Source organism: Streptomyces sp. NPDC005485 (assembly GCF_040606085.1).
Lineage (GTDB): Bacteria > Actinomycetota > Actinomycetes > Streptomycetales > Streptomycetaceae > Streptomyces.
Genome location: NZ_JBEXDZ010000155.1, coordinates 1 through 23,077 on the forward strand (window position 1 = coordinate 1; position 23,077 = coordinate 23,077).

The 23,077-nt window shown below is 70.9% G+C and carries 23 protein-coding genes; 7 read left to right on the forward strand and 16 right to left on the reverse strand.

Annotated features, from left to right (window positions below; all coding sequences use genetic code 11):
* Positions 1-127 precede the first annotated feature (127 nt).
* The 5 genes from ABZS97_RS35460 to afsQ1 form a co-directional block, all read right to left on the reverse strand.
* Complete coding sequence (locus ABZS97_RS35460) at positions 128-328, reverse strand: PspC domain-containing protein (protein ID WP_356144666.1); 201 nt, start codon at positions 326-328, stop codon at positions 128-130.
* Between the two features lie 111 nt (positions 329-439).
* Positions 440-991, reverse strand: coding sequence for a VanZ family protein (locus ABZS97_RS35465; RefSeq protein WP_356144668.1), 552 nt, complete (start codon positions 989-991; stop codon positions 440-442).
* A 413-nt stretch (positions 992-1,404) separates the two neighbouring features.
* Positions 1,405-2,019, reverse strand: a complete 615-nt coding sequence (locus tag ABZS97_RS35470; protein WP_356144670.1) for a hypothetical protein — start codon at positions 2,017-2,019, stop codon at positions 1,405-1,407.
* Complete coding sequence (locus tag ABZS97_RS35475; protein WP_356144672.1) at positions 2,016-3,587, reverse strand: HAMP domain-containing sensor histidine kinase; 1,572 nt, start codon at positions 3,585-3,587, stop codon at positions 2,016-2,018. The genes ABZS97_RS35470 and ABZS97_RS35475 overlap by 4 nt, the downstream gene beginning before the upstream one ends.
* On the reverse strand, positions 3,584-4,261 hold the full coding sequence (gene afsQ1 / locus ABZS97_RS35480; protein WP_037625670.1) for a two-component system response regulator AfsQ1: 678 nt from the start codon (positions 4,259-4,261) through the stop codon (positions 3,584-3,586). Before afsQ1 ends, ABZS97_RS35475 begins: the two co-directional genes overlap by 4 nt.
* A gap of 293 nt (positions 4,262-4,554) precedes the next feature.
* Here afsQ1 and ABZS97_RS35485 point away from each other — a divergent pair, with 293 nt between their 5' ends.
* Entirely contained in the window at positions 4,555-5,313 is a 759-nt protein-coding gene (locus tag ABZS97_RS35485; protein WP_356144674.1) for a SigE family RNA polymerase sigma factor, read from the forward strand.
* Between the two features lie 196 nt (positions 5,314-5,509).
* Here ABZS97_RS35485 and ABZS97_RS35490 read toward each other — a convergent pair whose 3' ends face one another.
* Entirely contained in the window at positions 5,510-6,139 is a 630-nt protein-coding gene (locus ABZS97_RS35490) for a uridine kinase (protein WP_356144676.1), read from the reverse strand.
* Between the two features lie 127 nt (positions 6,140-6,266).
* On the opposite strand from ABZS97_RS35490, the gene ABZS97_RS35495 reads away from it, so the two are divergent.
* A complete protein-coding gene (locus tag ABZS97_RS35495) occupies positions 6,267-6,668 on the forward strand; it encodes a hypothetical protein (protein WP_356144678.1) in 402 nt (133 codons plus the stop codon).
* 91 nt (positions 6,669-6,759) lie between these two features.
* Here ABZS97_RS35495 and ABZS97_RS35500 read toward each other — a convergent pair whose 3' ends face one another.
* Genes ABZS97_RS35500 through deoC form a run of 3 tightly spaced genes read right to left on the reverse strand, consistent with a single transcriptional unit; the run spans position 6,760 to position 10,080 of the window.
* A complete protein-coding gene (locus tag ABZS97_RS35500) occupies positions 6,760-7,686 on the reverse strand; it encodes an aldehyde dehydrogenase family protein (protein WP_356144680.1) in 927 nt (308 codons plus the stop codon).
* Positions 7,676-9,115 carry an aldehyde dehydrogenase family protein gene (locus ABZS97_RS35505; RefSeq protein WP_356144682.1) on the reverse strand — a complete coding sequence of 480 codons (1,440 nt, stop codon included), beginning with the start codon at positions 9,113-9,115 and terminating at the stop codon, positions 7,676-7,678. Before ABZS97_RS35505 ends, ABZS97_RS35500 begins: the two co-directional genes overlap by 11 nt.
* Before the next feature lie 5 nt (positions 9,116-9,120).
* Entirely contained in the window at positions 9,121-10,080 is a 960-nt protein-coding gene (gene deoC / locus ABZS97_RS35510; RefSeq protein ID WP_356144706.1) for a deoxyribose-phosphate aldolase, read from the reverse strand.
* 113 nt (positions 10,081-10,193) lie between these two features.
* On the opposite strand from deoC, the gene ABZS97_RS35515 reads away from it, so the two are divergent.
* Positions 10,194-10,835, forward strand: a complete 642-nt coding sequence (locus tag ABZS97_RS35515; protein ID WP_356144684.1) for a PH domain-containing protein — start codon at positions 10,194-10,196, stop codon at positions 10,833-10,835.
* Positions 10,836-10,866: 31 nt separating this feature from the next.
* On the opposite strand, the gene ABZS97_RS35520 is transcribed toward ABZS97_RS35515, so the two are convergent.
* The 4 genes from ABZS97_RS35520 to ABZS97_RS35535 form a co-directional block, all read right to left on the reverse strand.
* A complete protein-coding gene (locus ABZS97_RS35520; RefSeq protein ID WP_356144686.1) occupies positions 10,867-12,120 on the reverse strand; it encodes a hypothetical protein in 1,254 nt (417 codons plus the stop codon).
* A 143-nt stretch (positions 12,121-12,263) separates the two neighbouring features.
* On the reverse strand, positions 12,264-13,895 hold the full coding sequence (locus tag ABZS97_RS35525) for a phospho-sugar mutase (protein WP_356144688.1): 1,632 nt from the start codon (positions 13,893-13,895) through the stop codon (positions 12,264-12,266).
* A gap of 53 nt (positions 13,896-13,948) precedes the next feature.
* A complete protein-coding gene (locus tag ABZS97_RS35530) occupies positions 13,949-14,773 on the reverse strand; it encodes a purine-nucleoside phosphorylase (RefSeq protein ID WP_356144690.1) in 825 nt (274 codons plus the stop codon).
* A 140-nt stretch (positions 14,774-14,913) separates the two neighbouring features.
* A complete protein-coding gene (locus tag ABZS97_RS35535; protein ID WP_356144692.1) occupies positions 14,914-15,351 on the reverse strand; it encodes a gamma-glutamylcyclotransferase in 438 nt (145 codons plus the stop codon).
* A gap of 106 nt (positions 15,352-15,457) precedes the next feature.
* Between ABZS97_RS35535 and ABZS97_RS35540 the strand changes: the two genes are divergently transcribed.
* Entirely contained in the window at positions 15,458-16,906 is a 1,449-nt protein-coding gene (locus ABZS97_RS35540; RefSeq protein ID WP_356144694.1) for an NAD(P)H-quinone dehydrogenase, read from the forward strand.
* A 167-nt stretch (positions 16,907-17,073) separates the two neighbouring features.
* Positions 17,074-18,048 carry a DeoR/GlpR family DNA-binding transcription regulator gene (locus ABZS97_RS35545; protein WP_356144696.1) on the forward strand — a complete coding sequence of 325 codons (975 nt, stop codon included), beginning with the start codon at positions 17,074-17,076 and terminating at the stop codon, positions 18,046-18,048.
* Positions 18,049-18,201: 153 nt separating this feature from the next.
* On the opposite strand, the gene ABZS97_RS35550 is transcribed toward ABZS97_RS35545, so the two are convergent.
* Positions 18,202-19,974: a biotin carboxylase N-terminal domain-containing protein gene (locus ABZS97_RS35550; RefSeq protein ID WP_356144698.1), complete on the reverse strand. Its 1,773-nt coding sequence runs from the start codon at positions 19,972-19,974 to the stop codon at positions 18,202-18,204.
* Positions 19,975-20,330: 356 nt separating this feature from the next.
* Here ABZS97_RS35550 and ABZS97_RS35555 point away from each other — a divergent pair, with 356 nt between their 5' ends.
* Positions 20,331-20,822 carry a hypothetical protein gene (locus ABZS97_RS35555; RefSeq protein WP_356144700.1) on the forward strand — a complete coding sequence of 164 codons (492 nt, stop codon included), beginning with the start codon at positions 20,331-20,333 and terminating at the stop codon, positions 20,820-20,822.
* Between the two features lie 30 nt (positions 20,823-20,852).
* Here the strand turns inward: ABZS97_RS35555 and ABZS97_RS35560 are convergent, their stop codons facing one another.
* The gene (locus ABZS97_RS35560) at positions 20,853-21,473 is read right to left on the reverse strand and encodes a nucleoside triphosphate pyrophosphatase (protein WP_356144702.1); all 621 of its coding nucleotides are present in this window, start codon (positions 21,471-21,473) and stop codon (positions 20,853-20,855) included.
* A gap of 54 nt (positions 21,474-21,527) precedes the next feature.
* On the reverse strand, positions 21,528-21,656 hold the full coding sequence (locus ABZS97_RS35565) for a hypothetical protein (RefSeq protein WP_356144704.1): 129 nt from the start codon (positions 21,654-21,656) through the stop codon (positions 21,528-21,530).
* Between the two features lie 187 nt (positions 21,657-21,843).
* Between ABZS97_RS35565 and ABZS97_RS35570 the strand changes: the two genes are divergently transcribed.
* A complete protein-coding gene (locus tag ABZS97_RS35570; RefSeq protein WP_356144708.1) occupies positions 21,844-22,986 on the forward strand; it encodes an SGNH/GDSL hydrolase family protein in 1,143 nt (380 codons plus the stop codon).
* Positions 22,987-23,077: the final 91 nt, after the last annotated feature.

Here is a 23,077-nt window from a genome sequence, read left to right on the forward strand (position 1 = left end):
TATCCGCGACGTACCGGGTTTGCTGGGGTCGCCGTCGTACACGCCGTCGACGTCGGAGAGCAGGACCAGCAGGTCGGCTGGTTCGGGTGCGCCCCACCGGCGTTGTCGCTGCGGTGCGGAGTGGCGATCACCAGGCCGTGCGGGCCTTGTCCTCGGACGGGAACAGGAACCACAGCGCTATGTAGAGCAGGAACTGCGGGCCCGGGAGCAGGCAGGACAGTACGAAGATCACGCGCATCGTGGTCGCGGAGGTGCCGAAGCGCCGTGCCAGCGCTGCGCACACTCCGCCGATCATCCGGCCGTTGGTGGGGCGGGCAATGGCGGTCATGGTGGCTCCTTCGTGAACCGTGAGTCGGTTGTAGAGGTCGGTTCTCGGCCGGGATTTTCCGCGGCCTCGATGTCTACAACGTTACGGAGACGAAGCGGGCGAAGCGTCGCTCTACGGTGCGATCCCGACCCTGGGAATCGTCGGGGTCCGACCCTGAGTGGCTTCCTCCCGGGGGAGGGGCGTGCGACGGCGCGTCCTGGCCCGGCGGCGGAGCCGGGCGCGGGCGGCGGGCACGATCGCGAGATGGGCCAGCGCGACGCCGACCGTGTTCAGCAGGACCGAGTCGACGTCCACGACCTGTCCGGGGACGCCGGTCTGCAGGAGCTCGATGCCCATCGAGAGCAGGGCGCCCGCGGTGATCGTACGGATCAGGGAGCCGAGCGGGGAGACGGTGAGCTTGCCGCCCGCCATGGGGAGCAGGACGCCGAGGGGGGCGAGGAGGCCGAGGCCCGCACCGATGCGGCGGGCCGCGTCCTGGGGGGTGAGCGCGAGATCGGCTCTGATGCCGGCGAACGGGTGCAGGTTCGGGGCACTCACCCAGGGGACGTCCAGGGGACGCAGTGTGAGCCAGGCGACGAGCGCGAGGTGTGCGACGAGGAGGACACCTCCTGCCACACGGACGCGGATCACGGCGCTGCCGCCGTCTGAGCCTTGACGCTGCACGCCCCCCAAGACGCGGGGGTCGGCGGGATCGGTTCCGCGTTGCTCGTGTGCCTTTCTCTGGCGGGGGCGCCTTGGGTCGTGTCGCGGTGCGGTTCGGTGGGTGGGTCGGGTCCGTGCCGGTACGTCTTGCCCGTCGCCGCGTGGGCGTACTGCCCGGGAGCCGAGCACGGCGGAACTTGGCGGGCGGCCGGCTACGCGACGGGCAGAGACGTACCGGCACGGACCCTTACGTCGTACGGCGCCTGCAGGTAGTGGTCACCCAGCTGCGGGCAATCGTGCCGACAGGGGCGGCACGGGTGGGCGCAGCGGCACCCCGTAAGCGCCGGGCTGCGTGGCCCACCCCCGGCCGGCACCAACCCAGGGTGCGAAGGAAACAAGGGGTACCCGGGGTTTGCCCACGCACCCCGGGGTCGTCAGGAGGTGTTGTCCTCTGTGGAGGGTGGGGGCTTGGCCGCGGGGGAGGAGCGGACCTCGGGGGTGCAGTCGTAGCGGCGGAGCGCGGTGGCGCCGGGGCCGCCGAGGAGCACCGAACCGTCGTCCTGCGCGGCGGCGGAGTCGGAGAAGGTGCAGACGATCTGCGCGAGGGCGGAAGGCGTGAGGTTCTCGGGCGCGGTGCTCAGCCGGAGTGTGTCGTCGGGGTCCTTGCCCCGGGGCCCGCTCACCGTCATGCCCCCGCGCACGGCGGTGGTGTACCCGGCCTGCTGCTCGACGGCGGACGGCGTCTCGGCCAGCTCGTCGAGCAGCCCCTGCGCGACGAGGACACGCCGCTCCGCCTCCGCCGTACCGTCGGGGATACGGACGGAGCGGTCGACCGTTACCAGCGTCGAGGAACAGAGCATGAAGACCTGGACCGGGACGCCCCGCGAACTTTGCGTCGAGATGTCCGCGCCGGACAGGGCGCAGGGGACCAGGGAGGGCGCGGGACCGAAGTCCGTGGGCACCTGTGTCGCCCGGATCCCGCAGCCGGTGAGGACGCCGGCCAGGACGGGCAGGGCCAGCCCGAGCAGTACCCCTCGTCGTACGGTCATCTGGCGTTGCCCTCCGTGCCGTTGGCGCTCCCGTTGCGCTCCTCGTCCGCGAGCAGCTCCGAGGCGTCCTGCGGGAGCCGGAGCGTGAAGACGGCGCCGCCCTTGGGCACGTTCGCCGCCGTGATCTCGCCACCGTGGATGTGCGCGTTCTCCAGCGCGATGGAGAGACCGAGGCCGCTGCCCTCGGAGCGGGGGCGGCTCGCGCTCGCCTTGTAGAAGCGGTCGAAGACGTGCGGGAGGACGTCCTCGGGGATGCCGGGCCCGTGGTCCTGGACCTCGATCAACAGGTCGTCGCCCTCTTCGCGGACGGTGACCCGGACCGGCGAGCCGCCGTGCTTGAGCGCGTTGCCGATCAGGTTCGCCAGGATGACGTCGAGGCGCCGCGGGTCGAGGCGGGCCATCCGGCCGCGCTCGGCGTTCAGTTCCACCGCGTCCAGCCAGGCGCGCGCGTCGATGCACGAGGTGATCTGGTCGGCGATGTCCACGTCGTCGAGGACCAGACGGGCGGTGCCCGCGTCGAAACGGGTGACCTCCATCAGGTTCTCGACGAGGTCGTTGAGGCGGCGCGTCTCGCTGACCACCAGCCGTACGGCCGGCTCGATCATCGGGTCCACGCTGCCCGTCTCCGCGTCCAGTTCCTCTTCCAGGATCTCCGTCACGGCGGTGATCGCGGTGAGCGGCGTACGGAGTTCATGGGACATGTCCGCCACGAAGCGGCGGGACGCCTCGTCGCGCGAGCTCATGTCGGCCACGCGTTTTTCGAGGGCCTCCGCCGTGTGGTTGAACGTACGGGAGAGGTCCGCGAGTTCGTCGGTGCCCGACACGCGCAGCCGGGTGTCGAGCTTGCCCTCGCCGAGGCGGCGGGCCGCGATGCCCAGCCGGTGCACCGGCTTGAGGACCGTGGTCGCGGCGGCCTGTGCGAGCAGTGCCGAGCCGATCAGGGCGAGCCCGGTGGCGATACCCAGCGACCAGGCAAGGGAGTTGAGGTCCTTCGCCTCCGGCTCAAGGGACTTGAGCATGTAGCCCGTCGTCGTGCCGCCGATCACCTTCGCGCCGCCCACCAGGTACGGCTTGCCGTCGTCGGTGATCCGCTGCCAGTACAGGTGGTAGGCGTACTTGTTGTTGGAGGACAGCTCCTGCTTCCTGTTCACCGCCTTCTGGAGGGACTTGGGTACGTCCTCCAGCGTGAAGGTGTCCAGCGCGGAGTTCCCGGAGATCTTCCCGCCGTCGCGGTCCTCGGCGACCAGGAGCACACTGAAGCGCTGACTGCTGTTGGCCATCTGCCCTGCCGTGCGCCGCAGTTCCTCCTGCGCGGGATGCTCGGGCAGCATGCTCGCGTGGTTGCGCATCTCCTGCTGGAAGTCGCGCAGTACGGCGTCCTGGGCGCGGGTGAGCACGGCCTCCCGGTTGAGCCAGTACGCGATGCCCGACGCCGACACGGCGGCGGTGAGCGCCACCAGACCGAACACCACGACCAGGCGCAGCCGCAGGCTGGTGAACCGCAGTCCCGACAGTATGGCCTTGCGCGCCGCGGCCCAGCCGCGGAGCTTGTCCTGCGGTTTGGTCACTGAGGATTGTCCAGCCGGTAGCCGACGCCACGCACGGTGCGAATCAGGGTGGGGGAGGACGGCACGTCCTCGACCTTCGCGCGAAGCCGCTGCACACACGCGTCGACCAGCCGCGAGTCACCGAGGTAGTCGTGCTCCCACACCAGACGCAGCAACTGCTGCCGGGACAGGGCCTGTCCGGGCCGGCGGCTCAGCTCCAGCAGCAACCGCAGCTCGGTCGGCGTCAGCTGCAGGTCCTCGCCGTTCTTCGTGACCGTCATCGCGGCACGGTCGATGACGAGGGAGCCGAACGACGCCGAGTCGTTGGCCTCCCGCTCACCGCGGCGCAGCACCGCCCGGATCCGGGCGTCGAGCACCCGCCCCTGCACGGGCTTCACGACATAGTCGTCGGCGCCGGACTCCAGCCCGACCACCACGTCGATGTCGTCGCTGCGCGCGGTCAGCAGAATGATCGGCAGCTGGTCCGTGCGCCGGATACGACGGCACACCTCGAAACCGTCGATGCCGGGCAGCATCACATCCAGCACGATGAGATCCGGCCGCTGCTCGCGCAGCAGCTTCAGACCGTCCTCACCGGTGGCAGCGGTGGCCACCCGGTGTCCCTGGCGCGTCAAAGAGAGCTCCAGGGCCGTACGGATGGCGTCGTCGTCCTCGATCAGCAACAGGGAAGGCACGACGTCATTCTGGCCCATGTCATGGCGGTGTTTCGACCGTTGGAGCGCTCCCACCCATTCCCCGCACAGAAGCGAGACCTGTCGGGGCCGCCGAGTGGTCATCTGCGTAGTCGTACGGCTCTTCTCTGTGATCGGCCTGTGGTCCGCCTGGCTACAGCCCCTGTGACAGGTCTGTGACAGTCGGCGGACACGTCCATGAAGTCCCCCGGGCAAGCTTTTCGTCACAAGGCAGGACCGCAGGGCAGCAGGACAGCACGACAGGGAAACCGGGACTCCACGACGGGGGGCGCGAGATGAACACGCTGCACAGCACCAGCACTAGCGCAGTTGCAGTTGTCACGCGTCTGCACGACGTAGCCCGGAACACCGAGAAGTCCGGTGCCGTGAGCGGGCGGGGGTGCGCTCGCGGCGCCGGGCGTCAGCACACCACGTACATGACGGTGGTTGACGCGTTCACGGGGGGAAACGGTAACGGGGGAGCTCACGGGGGAGCCGCGTACGGGGAGGGCACGGGGGAGCGTCGTTCGGCGTCGGAGGCGGAGTTCACCGCCTACGTCGAGGAGCGCCGCGCCTCCCTGTACGCAACCGCCTACCACCTGACCGGTGACCGCTTCGAGGCCGAGGACCTGCTGCAGAGCGCACTGTTCTCGACGTACAAGGCCTGGGACCGGATCAGCGACAAGGCCGCGGTCGGGGGTTACCTCCGCCGCACGATGACCAATCTGCACATCAGCGCGTGGCGCCGCCGCAAGCTGAACGAGTACCCGACCGAGGAACTGCCGGAGACCGTCGGTGACACGGACGCGATGCGCGGCACCGAGCTGCGCGCCGTGCTGTGGCAGGCGCTCGCCCGGCTGCCCGAACTCCAGCGCACGATGCTGGTCCTTCGCTACTACGAGGGCCGCACCGACCCGGAGATCGCGGAGATCCTCGACATCAGTGTCGGCACGGTGAAGTCCAGCATCTGGCGGTCGCTCCGCCGGCTGCGCGAGGACGAGGTCCTCAGCTTCGGCCGTGACGAGGAGGAGTCCTTCGGGGAGCTTGTCGCCTGACAGGCCGCCCGAGGGCAACGGGGGGAAGCACGGGGGCTGTCCGTCACTCCGGGGGGAGGCGTCGGACAGAGCACGTCACGGGGGATGCGGTTCCGGGGGGAACCAACGGGGTCACGGGGGACCACGGGGGAGCACAAAGAAATGCGGGACTGGAGGGCCGGGGGGTCCGTCCAGTCCCGCTTTTTCGTGTGCGGGGCTACGCCGCCGCTTTCGCGCAACGGCCGGCGGCGGCCGAGGCCAGCCTGTCCAGCGCCTCGTCCTTGTCGCAGGCGTACGCGCCCAGTTCCGTCTGGCGGGCCACGATCGAACGCTCGGCTCGCATCAGGCGCCAGCCGCGGCGGAGCAGGAACGCCACCGACTTGCGGCCCTCCTTGAGGTCGCGCAGAAAGCGCCGGCGGAACGTGGTCACCGGTCCGCGGGTCAGGCACAGCGCGTCGGCCAGCACTCCCAGCTCCCGGCAGCGCTCGACGATCTCGGCGGCGAAGATGCCCTCCGCGATGAACAGCGGGGCGCGCTCGATGTGCAGGGTCTCCGTGCCGGTACGGGCGCTCAGCGAGATGTCGTACACGGGAATGGTCGTACGTCCCGTACGGCACAGCTCGGTGATCGCGTCGACCGCGGTGGCCGCGTCCCACGACAGCGGATGGTCCCAGTCGATGTCCGTGCTGCCTTCCACGTGCGGCAGCGTCGGGTCCGTGCCCTCTTTGTAGAAGTCGTCGAGCCGCAGCACGGGCAGGCCGGAGCGGGCGGCGAGGAGGGACTTTCCGGAGCCGGACGGGCCGGACAGCAGCACGACTCGGGTCGGTATCGCGGGATGGGAACTCACGAGAGTCCAGTGTGAGGCATCACGCGGCCGCTGCCGACCCAGCGGGTCGCCGTTGGAGCACACATCACACCTCAACTACCCTTCGTGTCGACCCGATTACCCTCAGCAGTAGAAGGTGGCAGCAGTCATGGCACGACACCTCTCCCTCCACCACCCGACCGCCCAGCGCGCCCTGGTCGCCCTCGCGACCGCGGGCGCGGCACTGGGGGCGGGCGCGGCCACGGCCGCCGCGGACACCGCGCCCGCCGTCGACGTCATGCGCAGCCGGCCCACCTCGCTCGGCAACATCGACCCGCAGGCGGGGCTCGGGGCGCTCACCGGCACGGTCGGGTACGTCACCGGACCGGTCGCCGGCCTCAAGCCCAACCCGCTCGCGGGCACGGGAGTCGACCCGCTCGACAACGGAGTCGGCACCCAGCTCGCCGACTTCAAGCCCCTCGCCTCCCAGGCGCTGACCGGCCCGGTCGCGCAGGCCTCGTCGATCGGCAGCATCCCGCTTCTCGGCCAGGCGGTCGCGGGGCTGCGCTGACGGCCACGGCCGACGGCCGCCCAAGGAGCAGAGAGCCGCGCCGCCCCCGGACGGGGAGGAGGCGCGGCTCTCCGGTCTTGTGGTGCCCGGCTCAGTACGCCGAGCCGGACGCGCCCAGGGAACCGGTCGGGTGCCAGACGGTCTTCGTCTCCAGGAAGGCCGTGAGGCGCTCGATGCCGGGCGTCGCGGAATAATCCACAGGCTGTGGACGGACGACCCGCTTCAGGTTGTCCGTCGCCGCGATCTCCAGCTCCTTGGCGAGTACGTCGTCCGCGCCCGCGAGGTCGATCGCGTTGACGTCCTGGTGGGCGGCCAGGGGCGCGGCGATCTCCGCCGTACGGCCGGACAGGACGTTGACGACTCCACCGGGGAGATCGGAGGTGGCCAGCACCTCGCCGAGGGACAGGGCGGGCAGCGGGGACTTCTCGGAGGCGATCACGATCACCGTGTTGCCGGTCGCGATCACCGGGGCGATCACCGAGACCAGGCCGAGGAAGGACGAATCCTGGGGGGCGAGGACGGTGACCACGCCCGTCGGCTCCGGGGTGGAGAGGTTGAAGAACGGGCCCGCGACCGGGTTGCCGCCGCCGACCACCTGGGCGATCTTGTCGGTCCAGCCCGCGTACCAGACCCAGCGGTCGATCGCCGCGTCCACGACGGCGGCCGCCTTCGACTTCGACAGGCCCTCCGCGTCGGCCACTTCGCGCACGAACTGGTCCCTGCGGCCCTCCAGCATCTCCGCGACGCGGTAGAGGATCTGGCCCCGGTTGTACGCCGTCGCGCCGGACCAGCCGCCGAACGCCTTGCGGGCGGCGACGACCGCGTCACGGGCGTCCTTGCGGGAGGACTGCGGGGCGTTCGCCAGCCAGTTGCCGTTTGAGTCCGTCACCTCGTACACCCGGCCGCTCTCGGAACGCGGGAACTTCCCGCCGACGTACAGCTTGTAGGTCTTGAAGACGCTCAGCCGCTGCTGCTCAGCGTTCCTGGGCTTCTCGGTGTTCTTGGGCTTATCGGACATCGAGGTACGCCTCCAGGCCGTGGCGACCGCCCTCGCGGCCGAAGCCCGACTCCTTGTAGCCGCCGAACGGCGAGGTCGGGTCGAACTTGTTGAACGTGTTGGACCAGATGACACCCGCGCGGAGCTTGTTCGCGACCGCGAGGATGCGCGAGCCCTTCTCCGTCCAGATGCCCGCAGAGAGGCCGTACTGGCTGTTGTTGGCCTTGGCGACCGCCTCGTCCGGCGTGCGGAAGGTCAGGACGGACAGCACCGGGCCGAAGATCTCGTCGCGGGCGACGGTGTGCGCCTGGGTGACGTTCGTGAAGAGCGTCGGGGCGAACCAGTAGCCGGAGGACGGCAGTTCGCAGGTCGGCGACCAGCGCTCGGCGCCCTCGGCCTCGCCCTGCTCGACGAGCGAGGTGATGCGCGAGAGCTGCTCCTCGGAGTTGATCGCGCCGATGTCCGTGTTCTTGTCGAGCGGGTCGCCCAGGCGCAGGGTGGACAGCCGCCGCTTCAGGGAGTCGAGCAGCTCGTCCTGGATCGACTCCTGGACGAGGAGGCGGGAACCCGCGCAGCAGACCTGGCCCTGGTTGAAGAAGATGCCGCTGACGATGCCCTCGACGGCCTGGTCGATGGGGGCGTCGTCGAAGACGATGTTCGCGCCCTTGCCGCCCAGTTCGAGCGTGACCTTCTTGTGGCTGCCCGCGATCTGGCGGGCGATCGCCTTGCCGACGGCGGTGGAGCCGGTGAAGGCCACCTTGTTCACGTCGGGGTGCGCGACGAGCGCCGCGCCCGTGTCGCCGTACCCGGGAAGGATGTTGACGACGCCCCGGGGCAGGCCCGCCTGGCGGCAGATGTCCGCGAAGAAGAGGGCGGAGAGGGGGGTCGTCTCGGCGGGCTTCAGGACGACCGTGTTGCCGGTCGCCAGGGCCGGGGCGATCTTCCACGCCAGCATCAGCAGCGGGAAGTTCCAGGGGATGACCTGGCCGGCGACGCCCAGCGGGCGCGGGTCGGCACCGAACCCGGCGTGGTCGAGCTTGTCGGCCCAGCCCGCGTAGTAGAAGAAGTGCGCGGCGACCAGGGGGAGGTCCGCGTCGCGGGTCTCCTTGATGGGCTTGCCGTTGTCCAGCGTCTCCAGGACGGCGAGCTCGCGGGAGCGCTCCTGGATGATCCGCGCGATACGGAACAGGTACTTGGCGCGCTCGGAGCCGGGCAGCGCCGACCACTTCTCGAACGCCTTGCGGGCGGCCTTCACCGCTCGGTCCACGTCCGCCTCGCCCGCCTGGGCGACCTCGGAGAGCACCTCCTCGGTGGACGGGGAGACCGTCTTGAAGACCCGGCCGTCCGCCGCCTCCACGAACTCGCCGTCGATGAACAGCCCGTAGGACGGGGCGATGTCGACGACCGAGCGGGACTCGGGTGCCGGTGCGTACTCAAATACGGAAGCCATGGTGATCAGTCCACCGTCACGTAGTCGGGGCCGGAGTAGCGGCCGGTGGCCAGCTTCTGACGCTGCATCAGCAGGTCGTTCAGGAGCGAGGACGCGCCGAAGCGGAACCAGTGGTTGTCCAGCCAGTCCGCACCGGCCGTCTCGTTCACCAGGACCAGGAACTTGATCGCGTCCTTGGTGGTGCGGATGCCGCCGGCCGGCTTCACACCGACCTGTACCCCGGTCTGGGCGCGGAAGTCGCGCACCGCCTCCAGCATGAGGAGGGTGTTCGCCGGGGTCGCGTTGACCGCCACCTTGCCGGTGGACGTCTTGATGAAGTCCGCGCCGGCCAGCATGCCGAGCCAGGAGGCCCGCCGGATGTTGTCGTACGTCGACAGCTCACCGGTCTCGAAGATGACCTTCAGCCGGGCGCTCGTCCCGCAGGTCTCCTTCACAGCGACGATCTCGTCGTACACCTTCAGATAGTGGCCCGCGAGGAACGCCCCGCGGTCGATGACCATGTCGATCTCGTCGGCGCCCGCGGCGACCGCGTCGCGCACGTCGGCCAGCTTCACGTCGAGCGCGGCACGGCCGGCCGGGAAGGCGGTGGCGACGGAGGCGACCTTCACGCCGGATCCGGCGACGGCCTCCTTCGCGGTGGCCACCATGTCGGGATAGACGCAGACCGCGGCCGTGGTGGGCGTGGTGCGGTCGGTCGGGTCGGGGCGGACCGCCTTGGCGCCGAGCGCCCGGACCTTGCCCGGGGTGTCCGCGCCTTCCAGCGTCGTCAGGTCGACCATCGAGATGGCGAGGTCGATGGCGTACGCCTTCGCGGTCGTCTTGATGGATCGGGTGCCGAGGGAGGCGGCGCGCGCCTCCAGGCCGACCGCGTCGACGCCGGGCAGCCCGTGGAGGAAGCGGCGCAGCGTGCTGTCGGACGCGGTCACGTCCGTGAGCGTATGAGCAGCGTGTGCAGAGGTGGGCATGGTCACCAGCCGAGCATATCTACGCGCGTAGCTGCTGTACACCCCCGGGTGCTCACTGTGCGAGCGGCCACCGCGGATGAGCGCTGTGCGCTTCGTCGGGCAGAATCGGGGCCATGACGACCCCGGACCACCAGTCTCCCCCACCGGACGCCTCGCGACCCGAGTCGAAGGACCGGATCTACCGGTCGCCCTCCGGTATCGCGGGCGGCGTGCTGCTGCTGGCCATCGCGCTCTGGCTCGGCATCGACGCGCTGATCTCGGGAAGCGGCCGCACCCCCTGGCTCGCGCTCGCCTCGCTGATCCTCCTCGTACCGCTGGTGTCCGCCTTCACGCTGCGCCCCGCGGTCTTCGCCAACGAGGACCGGCTGCGCATCCGCAACCCGTTCCGCGTCGTCGTACTGCCCTGGAGCTCGGTCGTCTCGCTGCGCTCCGGCTACTCCAACGAGGTCGTGACCCCCTCCGGCACCAAGTACCAGCTGTGGGCCGTGCCCGTCTCGCTGCGCGCCCGCAAGAGCGCCGCCCGGCGGCAGGCGCGCGGGACCGCGGCCGAATCCGGCGGCGACACCTCCGCGGTGGGGACCCGACCCGGCCGCGCCCAGACCGACCAGATCATGGACGACCTGCGCGAACTGGCCGAGGCCCGCGGCAAGGCGGAGAGCGCGCAGGGCGAGCCGAGCGTGCGCTGGGCGTACGAGATCGTGGGGCCCGCGGTGGCGGGGGCGATCGTGCTGGCGATCCTGCTGGCGGTGGGCTGACGGGTTCCTGCCCGGTCTGCGCCTTCGCGTTCTACGGCGCGCTCGGCCACACCAGCGTCATGTACGCGCCGCAATAGGCCGACCCCAGCACCGCCGCCGTCAGCGTGAGCGTCAGACAGCGGGCCGAGGCGCGGGACAGGTGCAGGGCGAGCGGGAGCAGGAGCGGGAAGGCGGGCAGCAGGAAGCGGGCGCGCGGGAAGTAGACGCCGCCGCTGCCCAGGACGATCAGGAGCATGACGCCCGCGAAGACCAGCAGGGGCGCCGGCTGCCGGTCCCAGGCGGCGAGGGCGAGCAGTGCGACCGAGGCGAGCAGGGTGACGGTGACCGTCACCAGGAACAGCTCGGGCGTGGAGTCGTACGCCAGGTACTCGCGCATCCGCCGCAGGGTCTCCGCGCCGCCGTCCCACTCGTTGTGCCACAGCCGCTGTACGGCGAAGTAGCCGTCCCAGCGGCCCAGCCGCAGCCCCACCCAGCCGACGTAGGCGAGCCAGCCCGCCGGGGCGAGGGCGGCGGCCGCGAGGGTGCGGGCCGAGAAGCGGCGGCGCAGTGCGAGCAGCGCGCTCACGCTCACCGCGGCCGCCACCGCGATGCCCGTCGGCCGGGTCAGCCCCGCCAGCGAGGCCAGCGCGGCCGCCCACAGCGGGCGGCGCGTGAGCAGCGTGTACAGCGACCAGGCGGCGAAGGCCGTGAACAGCGACTCCGTGTAGCCCATCCACTGCACCAGGCCGACCGGCGACGCCGCCCACAGCACCGTGAGCAGCACGCCCGTCCGGCGGCCGTGCAGCCGGTGGCCCACCGAGAAGATCCCCCAGGCGGCGCCGAACGACGCGACCACCGCGATCACCAGCCCCACCGTCGCGCGCGTACCCGGAGTGACCGCCGCGACCGCCTTCACCAGGACGGGGTAGAGCGGGAAGAAGGCGAGGTTGTTCGCGTCGTACGCGCTGCCCAGCTCGTGCGTGTACCCGTGGTCGGCGATGCCCAGATACCAGTGCGCGTCCCACTGCGTCGCCAGCATCGGCCACACGCCGTGCTGCTGCCGGTGCGCCCAGAGGGCGAGCACGAGCAGGCCCACGAGGCGTACGGCGGCGTAGCCGAGGAGGGCGGGGGCCGCGCGGCGCAGGGCGCGGGGCACACGGGTGCGAAGGCCCGGCTCGGGGGTGCGGGAGGGCCCGGGGCGCCGGGTGCCCGGGAAGCTGCCGGGGAGGAGTCCGCTCGGGGGCTCGTCGGCTCCCGGGGGCTTCCGGGAGGGGGCGGACGGCGGCCGGGAAGCGGTCGAGGACACGCGGCAGCTCCTGGGACTCGGCGGTGCGCTACCGGACCACGGTTCCTCGGCCGACCGGCGGCGCACGGGAGCGCTGCGTCAAGTGCCGGGCGTAAATCACCCGATGGGGTGCCCCTGGGGAGGGGCACCCCGGTGTACGCGTGTCAGATGCCGGCCGCCGCCGACAGGTCGCGCTTGATCGTCGCCAGCAGGTCGCGGGCCTTCGTGTGCGCCGCAGGGAGGTGGTCGCGAGTGCCGACCGGGACGACGACCTCCAGGTAGCACTTCAGCTTCGGCTCGGTGCCGCTCGGCCGGACGATGACGCGGGCGCCGTCCAGCGTGTAGCGCAGCCCGTCCGTCGGCGGGAGCAGTTCCGTGCCCTGCGTCAGGTCCTCGGCCTTGGTGATGGCCAGGCCCGCGAGCTGCGTCGGCGGCTGCTCGCGCAGACGCCGCATGGCGTTGGCGATGACCGAGACGTCCTCCACGCGTACCGACAGCTGGTCGGTGGCGTGCAGCCCGTGCGCGACGGCGATGTCGTCCAGCAAGTCGAGCAGCGTGCGCCCCTGCTCCTTGAGCTCGGAGGCGAGCTCGGTGATGAGCAGGGCGGCGGTGATGCCGTCCTTGTCGCGGACGCCCTCGGGGTCGACGCAGTAGCCGAGCGCTTCCTCGTAGCCGTACCGCAGACCCTCGACGCGGGCGATCCACTTGAAGCCCGTCAGCGTCTCCTCGTACGCGAGCCCCGCCTTCTCGGCGATCCGGCCGAGCAGCGAGGAGGAGACGATCGACTCGGCGAACGTGCCGCGCGCCCCGCGGTCGACCAGGTGCTGGGCGAGCAGTGCGCCGACCTCGTCGCCGCGCAGCATCCGCCATTCCGCGCCGTCGCGTACGGCCGCCGCGCAGCGGTCCGCGTCCGGGTCGTTGGCGATGATCAGGTCGGGGTCGGTCTCGCGGGCCTTCGCGAAGGCGAGGTCCATCGCGCCGGGCTCTTCCGGGTTGGGGAAGGCGACGGTCGGGAAGTCGGGGTCCGGCTCGGCCTGCTCGGCGACGAGGACGGGCTCCGGGAAACCGGCCCGGGCGAACGCCGCGAGCAGGACGTCCTTGCCGACGCCGTGCATCGCCGTGTAGACGGTCCGTGCGGTGCGCGGGGACCCGGCGGACAGGACGGCGTCCGTGCGGGCCAGATAGGCGTCCAGGACGCCCTCGTCGAGGGTCTCCCAGCCGGCGTCGGGGCGCGGGACGTCGGCGAGCGCGCGGATGGCGTCGATCTCCGCGGCGATCTCCGCGTCCGCGGGCGGCACGATCTGGGAGCCGTCGCCGAGGTAGACCTTGTAGCCGTTGTCGCGGGGCGGGTTGTGGCTGGCGGTGACCTCCACGCCCGCGACCGCGCCGAGGTGCCTTATGGCGTACGCCAGGACGGGCGTGGGCAGCGGGCGGGGCAGTACGGCGGCACGGAGCCCGGCGCCCGTCATGACGGCCGCGGTGTCGCGGGCGAAGTCGGCGGACTTGTGACGGGCGTCGAAGCCGATGACGACGAGACCGCCCGCCCTGCCCTTCGCCTTGAGGTACGCGGCGAGGCCGGCGGCGGCGCGGATGACCACTGACCGGTTCATGCGCATCGGGCCCGCGCCGAGCTCGCCGCGCAGACCCGCGGTGCCGAACTGGAGGGTGCCGCTGAAGCGTGCGGCGAGCTCGGTGACGTCCTCGGCGTCGATGAGCTTGCCGAGTTCCTCACGGGTCTCCGCGTCGGGGTCCTCGGCCAGCCACGCCTTGGCCCGTGCGATGAGTTCGTCCTGCACGTCGGGTCGACCTCTCTCTTTGTTGTGCGTGCTGTGTACCCGGGAGGGGGAACCTACAGGCGTTCGAGGACCCGGTTCAGGAGGGCGCCCATGCGGGTCGCGGAGTCGCGGCCCGCCTGGAGGACCTCCTCGTGGTTGAGGGGCTCGCCCGTCATGCCGGCGGCGAGGTTGGTCACCAGGGAGATGCCCAGCACCTCGGCACCGGCCTCGCGCGCGGCGATCGCCTCGAGGGTGGTCGACATGCCCACGAGGTCCGCGCCGATGACACGGGCCATACGGATCTCGGCGGGCGTCTCGTAGTGCGGGCCGGGGAACTGCGCGTAGACGCCCTCTTCGAGGGTCTCGTCGATCTCCTTGCACAGGGCGCGCAGCCGCGGCGAGTACAGGTCGGTGAGGTCCACGAAGTTCGCGCCCACGATCGGCGAGGTCGCCGTCAGGTTGATGTGATCGCTGATCAGGACCGGCTGGCCGGGGCGCATGCCCTCGCGCAGGCCGCCGCAGCCGTTGGTCAGCACGATGGTCTTGGAGCCGGCGGCGACGGCGGTCCGCACGCCGTGCGCGACGGCTGCCACGCCGCGGCCCTCGTAGTAGTGGGTGCGGCCCAGGAAGACCAGCGCCCGCTTGGCCCCGACCCGGTACGAGCGGATCGTGCCGCCGTGTCCCTCGACCGCCGGCGGCGGGAAGCCGGGCAGCTCGGTGACCTGGAACTCGGCCTCGGGGGAACCGAGCGCGTCCACGGCCGGGGCCCAGCCGGAGCCCATCACGAGCGCGACGTCGTGGGTCTCGGCGCCCGTGAGCTCGCGCAGGCGCGCGGCGGCGGCGTCGGCGGCGGCGTACGGGTCGCCCTGGATGTCGTCCGGAAGAAGAGATGCGTTCACGCGGATGAGCGTAGCCGCTCCGGGCCTACGCGCGTAGATGACAGAGCTGATGGGATTGCGATCGTTGTCTTGTCGTTTCCAACGAAAAAGCGGTGGGGCAGGCCCGCCGGGAAGCGGCGGAGCACAGGCCCGCCCGCTCGTCAGCAGGGCCGCTTGCGAAGCTCCATGACGTAGTCGTGCGGCGCGCCCGCGGATTCCGCGGCGTCGGCGATCTCCCCGAGATACCGCGCCGAGGGCAGTCCGCCCTCGTACCCGTTCAGCACGTACACCCACGCCGGCTCCTCACCCTCCAGCGTGTGCACCCTCACGCGCATCCGGCGGTAGATGTCGAGGCCGACACCCTCCCAGCGGTCCATGGAGTCCTCGTCCAGCGGGGCGACGTCGTACAGCGCCACGAACACCTGGGACCGCGGCGCCTCGACGATGGTCGCCAGCGCTCCCTCCCAGCCCATGTGCTCGCCGCCGAACGTCAGCCGCCAGCCGTTCAGCCAGCCCGTGGCGCGCAGCGGCGAGTGCGGGGCGCGGCGCGTCATGAGCCGCGGGTCGAGATTGCCGGCGTACGCGGCGTAGAGCGACATGGGGTCGAGGGTACGGCAGCGTCGCGTACGCCTCTTGCGTAACAGAAGGAGCTCGAATGCACACTCGGAGGCCCCTGGGCGGAAGCACCTTGAAGCGTGCGGGACAATGGAGTACGTGACTCGGATCGTGATCATCGGTGGCGGACCCGGCGGATATGAAGCTGCCCTGGTGGCAGCGCAACTCGGCGCGGAGGTGACCGTCGTCGACTGCGACGGTCTGGGCGGGGCGTCGGTGCTCACCGACTGCGTACCGTCGAAGACCCTCATCGCCACGGCCGAGGTGATGACGACCTTCGACTCCTCGTACGAGGAGCTGGGCATCATCGTGGCCGACGACACGCCTCCTCTGGAGCAGGCGGCCCGGGTGGTGGGTGTCGACCTGGGCAAGGTCAACCGACGGGTCAAGCGCCTCGCGCTGGCGCAGTCGCACGACATCACCGCCTCCGTGACGCGGGCCGGGGCCCGGGTCATGCGGGGGCGCGGGCGGCTCGACGGCATGCAGTCCATCGACGGCTCGCGCAAGGTCGTCGTGCGCACCGCGGACGGCACCGAGGAGACCCTCGTCGCCGACGCCGTCCTCATCGCGACCGGCGGGCACCCGCGCGAGCTGGCCGACGCGCAGCCCGACGGCGAGCGCATCCTGAACTGGACCCAGGTCTACGACCTCGACGAACTCCCCGAGGAGCTCATCGTGGTCGGCTCCGGTGTCACCGGCGCCGAGTTCGCCGGCGCGTACCAGGCGCTCGGCTCCAAGGTCACCCTCGTCTCCTCCCGCGACCGTGTGCTGCCGGGCGAGGACCCCGACGCCGCCGCCGTTCTGGAGGACGTGTTCCGCCGCCGCGGCATGAACGTGATGGCACGCTCCCGCGCGGAGTCCGCCAAACGGGTGGGCGACCGCGTCGAGGTCGCGCTCTCCGACGGCCGCGTCATCTCCGGCACGCACTGCCTGATGGCCGTCGGCGCCATCCCGAACAGCAGCGGGATGGGCCTGGAGGAGGCCGGGGTCAGGGTCCGCGACTCCGGCCACATCTGGACCGACAAGGTCTCCCGCACCACCGCCCCCGGCGTGTACGCCGCCGGTGACGTGACCGGCGTCTTCGCCCTCGCGTCCGTCGCCGCCATGCAGGGCCGCATCGCGATGTACCACTTCCTCGGTGACGCGGTGGCCCCGCTGAACCTGAAGACGGTCTCGTCGAACGTCTTCACCGACCCCGAGATCGCGACGGTCGGCTACTCGCAGGCCGACGTCGACGCGGGCAAGATCGACGCCCGGGTCGTCAAGCTGCCGCTGCTGCGCAACCCGCGCGCCAAGATGCAGGGCATCCGGGACGGCTTCGTCAAGATCTTCTGCCGTCCGGGCACCGGGATCGTCGTCGGCGGAGTGGTCGTGTCGCCCCGCGCTTCGGAACTGATCCACCCCATCTCGATCGCGGTCGACAACAATCTGACGGTCGAACAGATCGCGAACGCCTTCACCGTGTACCCGTCCCTGTCGGGCTCGATCGCCGAGGTGGCCAGGCAGTTGCACACCCGGAAGTCCACGGGCGAGGGCTGACCGCGAAAGGCAACTCCTCGCTGGTCACGGGGAGTTGCCGCCCATTCGCACGGCATAGGCGCCGCGATTAGGCCCGTATACCACTTCTGGTGCCGTGATGCGAACAACTTCTGTTATTCGGCGCATACTGCTGAAAGCAGACGGTCGTTGGGGTTACTGTCAGTTTCGTGTTCGCTGCAGAACGTCGCCAATTGATCCTCGAAATGGTGCGAGCGAACGGGGCCGTGTCGCTCCGTGAGCTCGCCCGCGTCGTCCAGACCTCCGAAGTGACCGTACGGCGGGACGTGCGCGCACTGGAGGCAGAAGGACTCCTCGACCGCCGACACGGCGGTGCGGTATTGCCGGGCGGGTTTACGCGGGAGTCCGGCTTTCCGCAGAAGTCACATCTCGCGACCGCCGAGAAGACGGCCATCGCCGATCTCGCCGCGAGCTTCGTCGAAGAAGGCGAAGCCATCGTGGTCGGGGCGGGAACCACCACGCAGGAGCTGGCGCGCCGGCTCGCACGGGTTCCTGGGCTGACCGTCGTCACCAACTCCCTTTTGGTGGCACAGGCGTTGGCCCATGCAAACCGTGTGGAGGTCGTCATGACCGGCGGCACCCTGCGCGGTTCCAACTACGCCCTTGTCGGCAGCGGGGCCGAGCAGTCCCTCCAGGGGCTGCGGGTGTCCAGGGCCTTCCTCTCCGGGAGCGGACTGACCGCCGAGCGCGGGCTGTCCACGTCCAACATGCTGTCGGCGTCCGTCGACCGCGCCCTGGTCCAGGCCGCCTCCGAGGTCGTCGTCCTCGCCGACCACACGAAGCTCGGCACCGACACGATGTTCCAGACGGTGCCGACCGACGTGATCACCCGGCTGGTGACGGACGAGCCACCCGCGCACGACGACCGCGCGGCCACCGAGTTGCAGGCCCTGGCGGACCAGGGCGTACAGATCGCGGTGGCCGGATCGTCCAACGGATCCTCATCGGGCCCAGGGGGCGATACGGTCCCGGCGGGGCGTCAGCCGCGCCGGGACGTGCCCCTTCCCGGACCGCGGCGCGGCCAGGTCCCGGGCGCGGGTCACGGTCTGCGCAGCGCGAGCGTCCTGGGCGCGGAACAGCCCCAGGGAGAGCGTGCCCGCGTGGCGGACCTGCGCCGCCGCTGACGGTTCCCCGCGACGCGGGCGGTACGTCACCGCCGGCCGCGACGCCGAACGCCGAAACGCCCGGCGGACTGACACTCCAGTCCACCGAGCGCTTCGGATGCCTGCCGACGACCTTCTACGGGCCCTCTGCAGAGCCCCGCCGTCTTCCGCGGATCAGTCCTTGATGTCGCAGATGGGGGCGCCCGAGGTGAGGGACGCGCCGACCTCGGCGGACAGGCCCTTGATGGTGCCCGAGCGGTGCGCGTTCAGGGGCTGTTCCATCTTCATCGCTTCGAGGACGACGATCAGGTCGCCTTCCTTGACCTCCTGGCCCTCCTCGACAGCGACCTTGACGATGGTGCCCTGCATCGGGGAGGCGAGGGTGTCACCGGAGGCTGCCGGGCCGGACTTCTTCGCGGCCCGCCGCTTCGGCTTGGCACCCGCGGCCAGGCCGGTGCGCGCCAGCGACATGCCCAGCGACGACGGGAGGGAGACCTCCAGGCGCTTGCCGCCGACCTCGACCACGACGGTCTCGCGGCCGGGCTCGTCCTCGGTCTCGGCGTCCGCGGGCGCGGTGAACGGCTTGATCTCGTTGACGAACTCGGTCTCGATCCACCGGGTGTGCACCGTGAACGGGTCCTGCGAACCGGTCAGTTCGGGCGCGAACGCCGGGTCGGTGACCACCGCGCGGTGGAAGGGGATCGCCGTGGCCATGCCCTCCACCTGGAACTCCTCCAGCGCGCGGGACGCCCGCTGGAGCGCCTGCTCGCGGGTGGCGCCGGTGACGATCAGCTTGGCCAGCAGCGAGTCCCAGGCCGGGCCGATGACGCTGCCCGACTCGACACCGGCGTCCAGGCGTACGCCCGGGCCGGAGGGCGGCGCGAAGGCCGTGACCGTGCCCGGAGCGGGCAGGAAGCCGCGACCGGGGTCCTCGCCGTTGATGCGGAACTCGAAGGAGTGGCCGCGCAGTTCGGGATCGCCGTAGCCGAGCTCCTCGCCGTCGGCGATCCGGAACATCTCGCGGACCAGGTCGATCCCGGCGACCTCCTCGGTGACCGGGTGCTCCACCTGGAGGCGGGTGTTGACCTCCAGGAAGGAGATCGTGCCGTCCGTGCCGACCAGGAACTCCACGGTGCCCGCGCCGACGTAGCCGGCCTCCTTGAGGATCGCCTTGGAGGAGGAGTACAGCTCCTCGACCTGAGCGTCCGACAGGAACGGCGCCGGGGCCTCCTCCACCAGCTTCTGGTGGCGGCGCTGCAGCGAGCAGTCACGGGTGGAGACGACGACCACGTTGCCGTGGCTGTCGGCCAGGCACTGGGTCTCCACGTGCCGGGGCTTGTCGAGGTAGCGCTCCACGAAGCACTCGCCGCGCCCGAACGCCGCGACCGCCTCGCGCACCGCGGACTCGTACAGCTCGGGGACCTCGTCGAGCGTGCGGGCGACCTTCAGGCCACGCCCGCCGCCACCGAAGGCCGCCTTGATGGCGATCGGCAGGCCGTGCTGCTCGGCGAACGCCACGACCTCCTCCGCACCCGAGACCGGGTCCGGCGTACCGGCGACCAGCGGCGCACCGGCGCGCTGGGCGATGTGCCGGGCGGCAACCTTGTCACCGAGGTCGCGGATGGCCTGCGGGGGCGGGCCGATCCAGATCAGGCCCGCGTCCAGAACGGCCTGGGCGAAGTCGGCGTTCTCGGAAAGGAAGCCGTAGCCGGGATGGATGGCATCCGCTCCCGAGTCCTTGGCGGCCTGCAACACCTTGCCGATGTCCAGGTAGCTGGTGGCCGGGGTGTCACCGCCCAATGCGAACGCCTCGTCCGCCGCACGGACATGCAACGCGTCCCGGTCCGGTTCCGCATAGACGGCAACGCTCGCGATCCCGGCATCCCGGCACGCCCGGGCCACGCGGACAGCGATTTCGCCACGGTTGGCGATGAGCACCTTGCGCACGATGGCTCCCTCCTTGAAACAAGCCGAGTTTAGGGACTGCCGACACGACCTTTCGACCCGTCCCCAATGGTGAGCTTGCCCACACGGAGCGTGATTCGAGGCCCGCTCGACCCGCGATATCCCTTGTCGCACCGCGGTACGCAGGAATCCTTCCCCGAACCCTAGCCCCCCTGTGTGGCCAAGGTCTCTGTGAGAGCGTGCTGCGCCCCACTCGGTTTCTTTGTGGAGTCCCTACGAATGGCCCAATGAATCTTTGCCCTCCGCAGAACCCTTGTCCCCGGGTTTACCCGTTAGTAGCGTTCGGTACGTCGCGAACGTACTTGAGGTAACAGAGCCGGAAGTGTGGGTGGGGAACGGTGGCGCGCAGACCTGTCGCGTGGGTGACCGCGATCGTGCTCTTCGTGGAAGCGGTCGGCATCGCGCTGGTCAACTGGTTCATGGGCATGGTCGTGGACCGGCAGAACATGTCGCTGGCCGGACTCGACACCGACGTGATGTCGACGTCGTCGAAGGTCGCGGGCCTGGTCTTCGGCCTCTACTTCGCGCTGTGCGGTGTCGCCGCGCTGCTCGTCGCCCTGCGCAACCGGCCCCCGTCCGGCATCGGCCGGATCCTGCTGATCAGCGCCGCCGTGGTGCACGCCCTGCTGGGCGCCTTCACGGTGGGCCTGGTGGGCTGGGGCGCGTTCACCGTCATGATGGTCGTCCTGGCGCTGATCCTGCTGGTCCTGATGTCCTACGACCGCACGGCGGGCCCCGCTCAAGTCGCGCCCGAGGACGGCTCCGGAGGTGAGGGAGGCGACAACGGCACAGCCCCCGTCGCCACTCCGCCGGCCCCCTCGATGCCCTGATCGTTCCAGTGACGTTCGAGCGGCTCCGGATCAGTTCTTTGGCGGCGCCCACAACTCCGTGATCCCCACGCCCAGTTCGCCCAGCAGTCGGCGCACCAGCGGCAGTGAGATCCCGATGACGTTGCCGTGGTCGCCGTCGATGCCGTCGATGAACGGCGCCGAGCGGCCGTCGAGGGTGAACGCCCCCGCGACGTAGAGGGGTTCGCCGGACGCGACGTACGCGGCGATCTCGGCGTCGGTCGGCTCGCCGAAGCGGACCACGGTGGACGCGGTCGCCGACGCATGCCGTCCCGTCGCCGTGTCCCACACGCAGTGCCCGGTCTGCAGCGTGCCCGCGCGCCCGCGCATCGACTTCCAGCGCGCGGTGGCCTCCTCGGCGTCCGCGGGCTTGCCGAGCGCCTCGCCGTCCAGGTCCAGGACCGAGTCGCAGCCGATCACCAGAGCGCCCTTGACCTCGGGCCTCGCGGCCACCACGGAGGCCTTCGCCCGGGCCAGCGCGAGCGCGAGTTCGGCGGGGGTCGGTGCGGTCACGGCGTCCTCGTCGACCCCGCTGACGATCACCTCGGGGGTGAGTCCGGCCTGGCGCAGCAGTCCGAGCCGGGCGGGGGACTGGGAGGCGAGCACAAGGCGGCGGCGCGGCTGATCAGTCATGGGGTCAGGGTATCGGCGCGGTTCGGGCGGTGCCTCGGCCCGGGGCCGGGGTGATCACATGACGCCGAGGACGACCATCGCGAGCATCACGGCCAGCGCCATGAGGATGCCGAGCCGCCGCAACATCTCCTGCATGTCGCGGAGCTCCTTCGGCGGCTCGTTCTCCGGGTCGGACCACAGCATGTCCTCGATCGTCCGGCGACCCGGCCCCCGACGCCTGAGTACGCGTACTCAACTTCACGTAATGGGTCTGTAGTTCCCTTAATCCAACACCCCCTGTTACGGTTCTGGCAGCCACTAAAGGAACTGTGAACCCATTTATGGAGGCTCCGTCGTGCCCACCGTCGTGCCCACCGCCGTGTCCACCCCTGTGTTCACCACCGCCTGGACCGCCTCGCCGCAGCGCCCCAGCGAGGGCTTCACCCCCAACTGGTCGCAGGAGGGCTTCTGGCGCCAGTCGCTGCGCCAGGTCGTACGGCTCACCGCGGGCGGCGACCGGGCCCGTATCCGGCTGTCCAACGCCTACGGCACCTCGCCCCTGAGGATCGCGGGCGCGAGCGTCGCCCGCAGCGGGCCGGGCGCCGCCGTGGAGCCCGGCTCGCTGCGGCGGCTCACCTTCGCGGGGGCCGCGTCCGTCGAGATCCCGGCGTACGGCCACACGGTCAGCGACGCGGCCGAACTCGCTCTGGAATCAGGGGAGTCGGCGACCGTCACCCTGTACCTTGACGCCGTCACCGGACCCGCGACCTTCCACGCCCAGGCCTTCGCGACCAGCTACCGCGGCTCCGGGGACCGCTTGGAGGACACCGGCGGCGCGGGCTTCGACGCGTCCACCGAGTCCTGGTACTTCCTCTCCGCGCTCGAGGTCGACGCGGGCCGCGGGGACGGGATCGCGCTCATCGGCGACTCGATCACCGACGGCTTCGGCTCGACCCCGGGCGACAACCGGCGCTGGTCCGACGCGCTCGCCGCACGCACCGGACGGCCCGTCCTGAACGCCGGCATCGGCGGCAACCTGCTGCTCAACGACTCGGCCTGGTACGGCGAGAAGGGTCTTCACCGCCTCGCCCGCGACGTCCTCGACCACGAGGGCGTGAGCACACTCGTCGTGCTCCAGGGCCTCAACGACCTCGGCTTCAGCGAGACGGACGAACAGCCCACCTACCGGCCCGCCCCGGTCGTCGACGCCGAGGAACTCATCGCCGGACACCGGGAGTTGATCCGCCGGGCGCGCGCCCGGGGCGTGCGCGTCATCGGCGCGACCCTGCTCCCCTTCGGCGGCTCCGACCACTGGGGCGAGCACGCGGCGAAGGCGAGCCACGAGCTGAACGAATGGATCCGCAGCTCAGGGGAGTACGACGCGGTCGTGGACCTGAACCGCGCAATGGCCGCTCCGGCGGACCCGGACCGGCTGCACCCGGCGTACGACTTCGGCGACCACCTGCACCCGAACGACGCCGGGTACACGGTGATGGCCGAAGTCCTCGCCGAACTGCTGGAGAAACAGCGCTAGGGGGTGTTTTGAAAGTCCCGCACAGCACCCACGGCGCCCGGCACGCACCCTCGCCGCACCGGCCGAAGCCCCAAGTACGTCCAGTACGAGG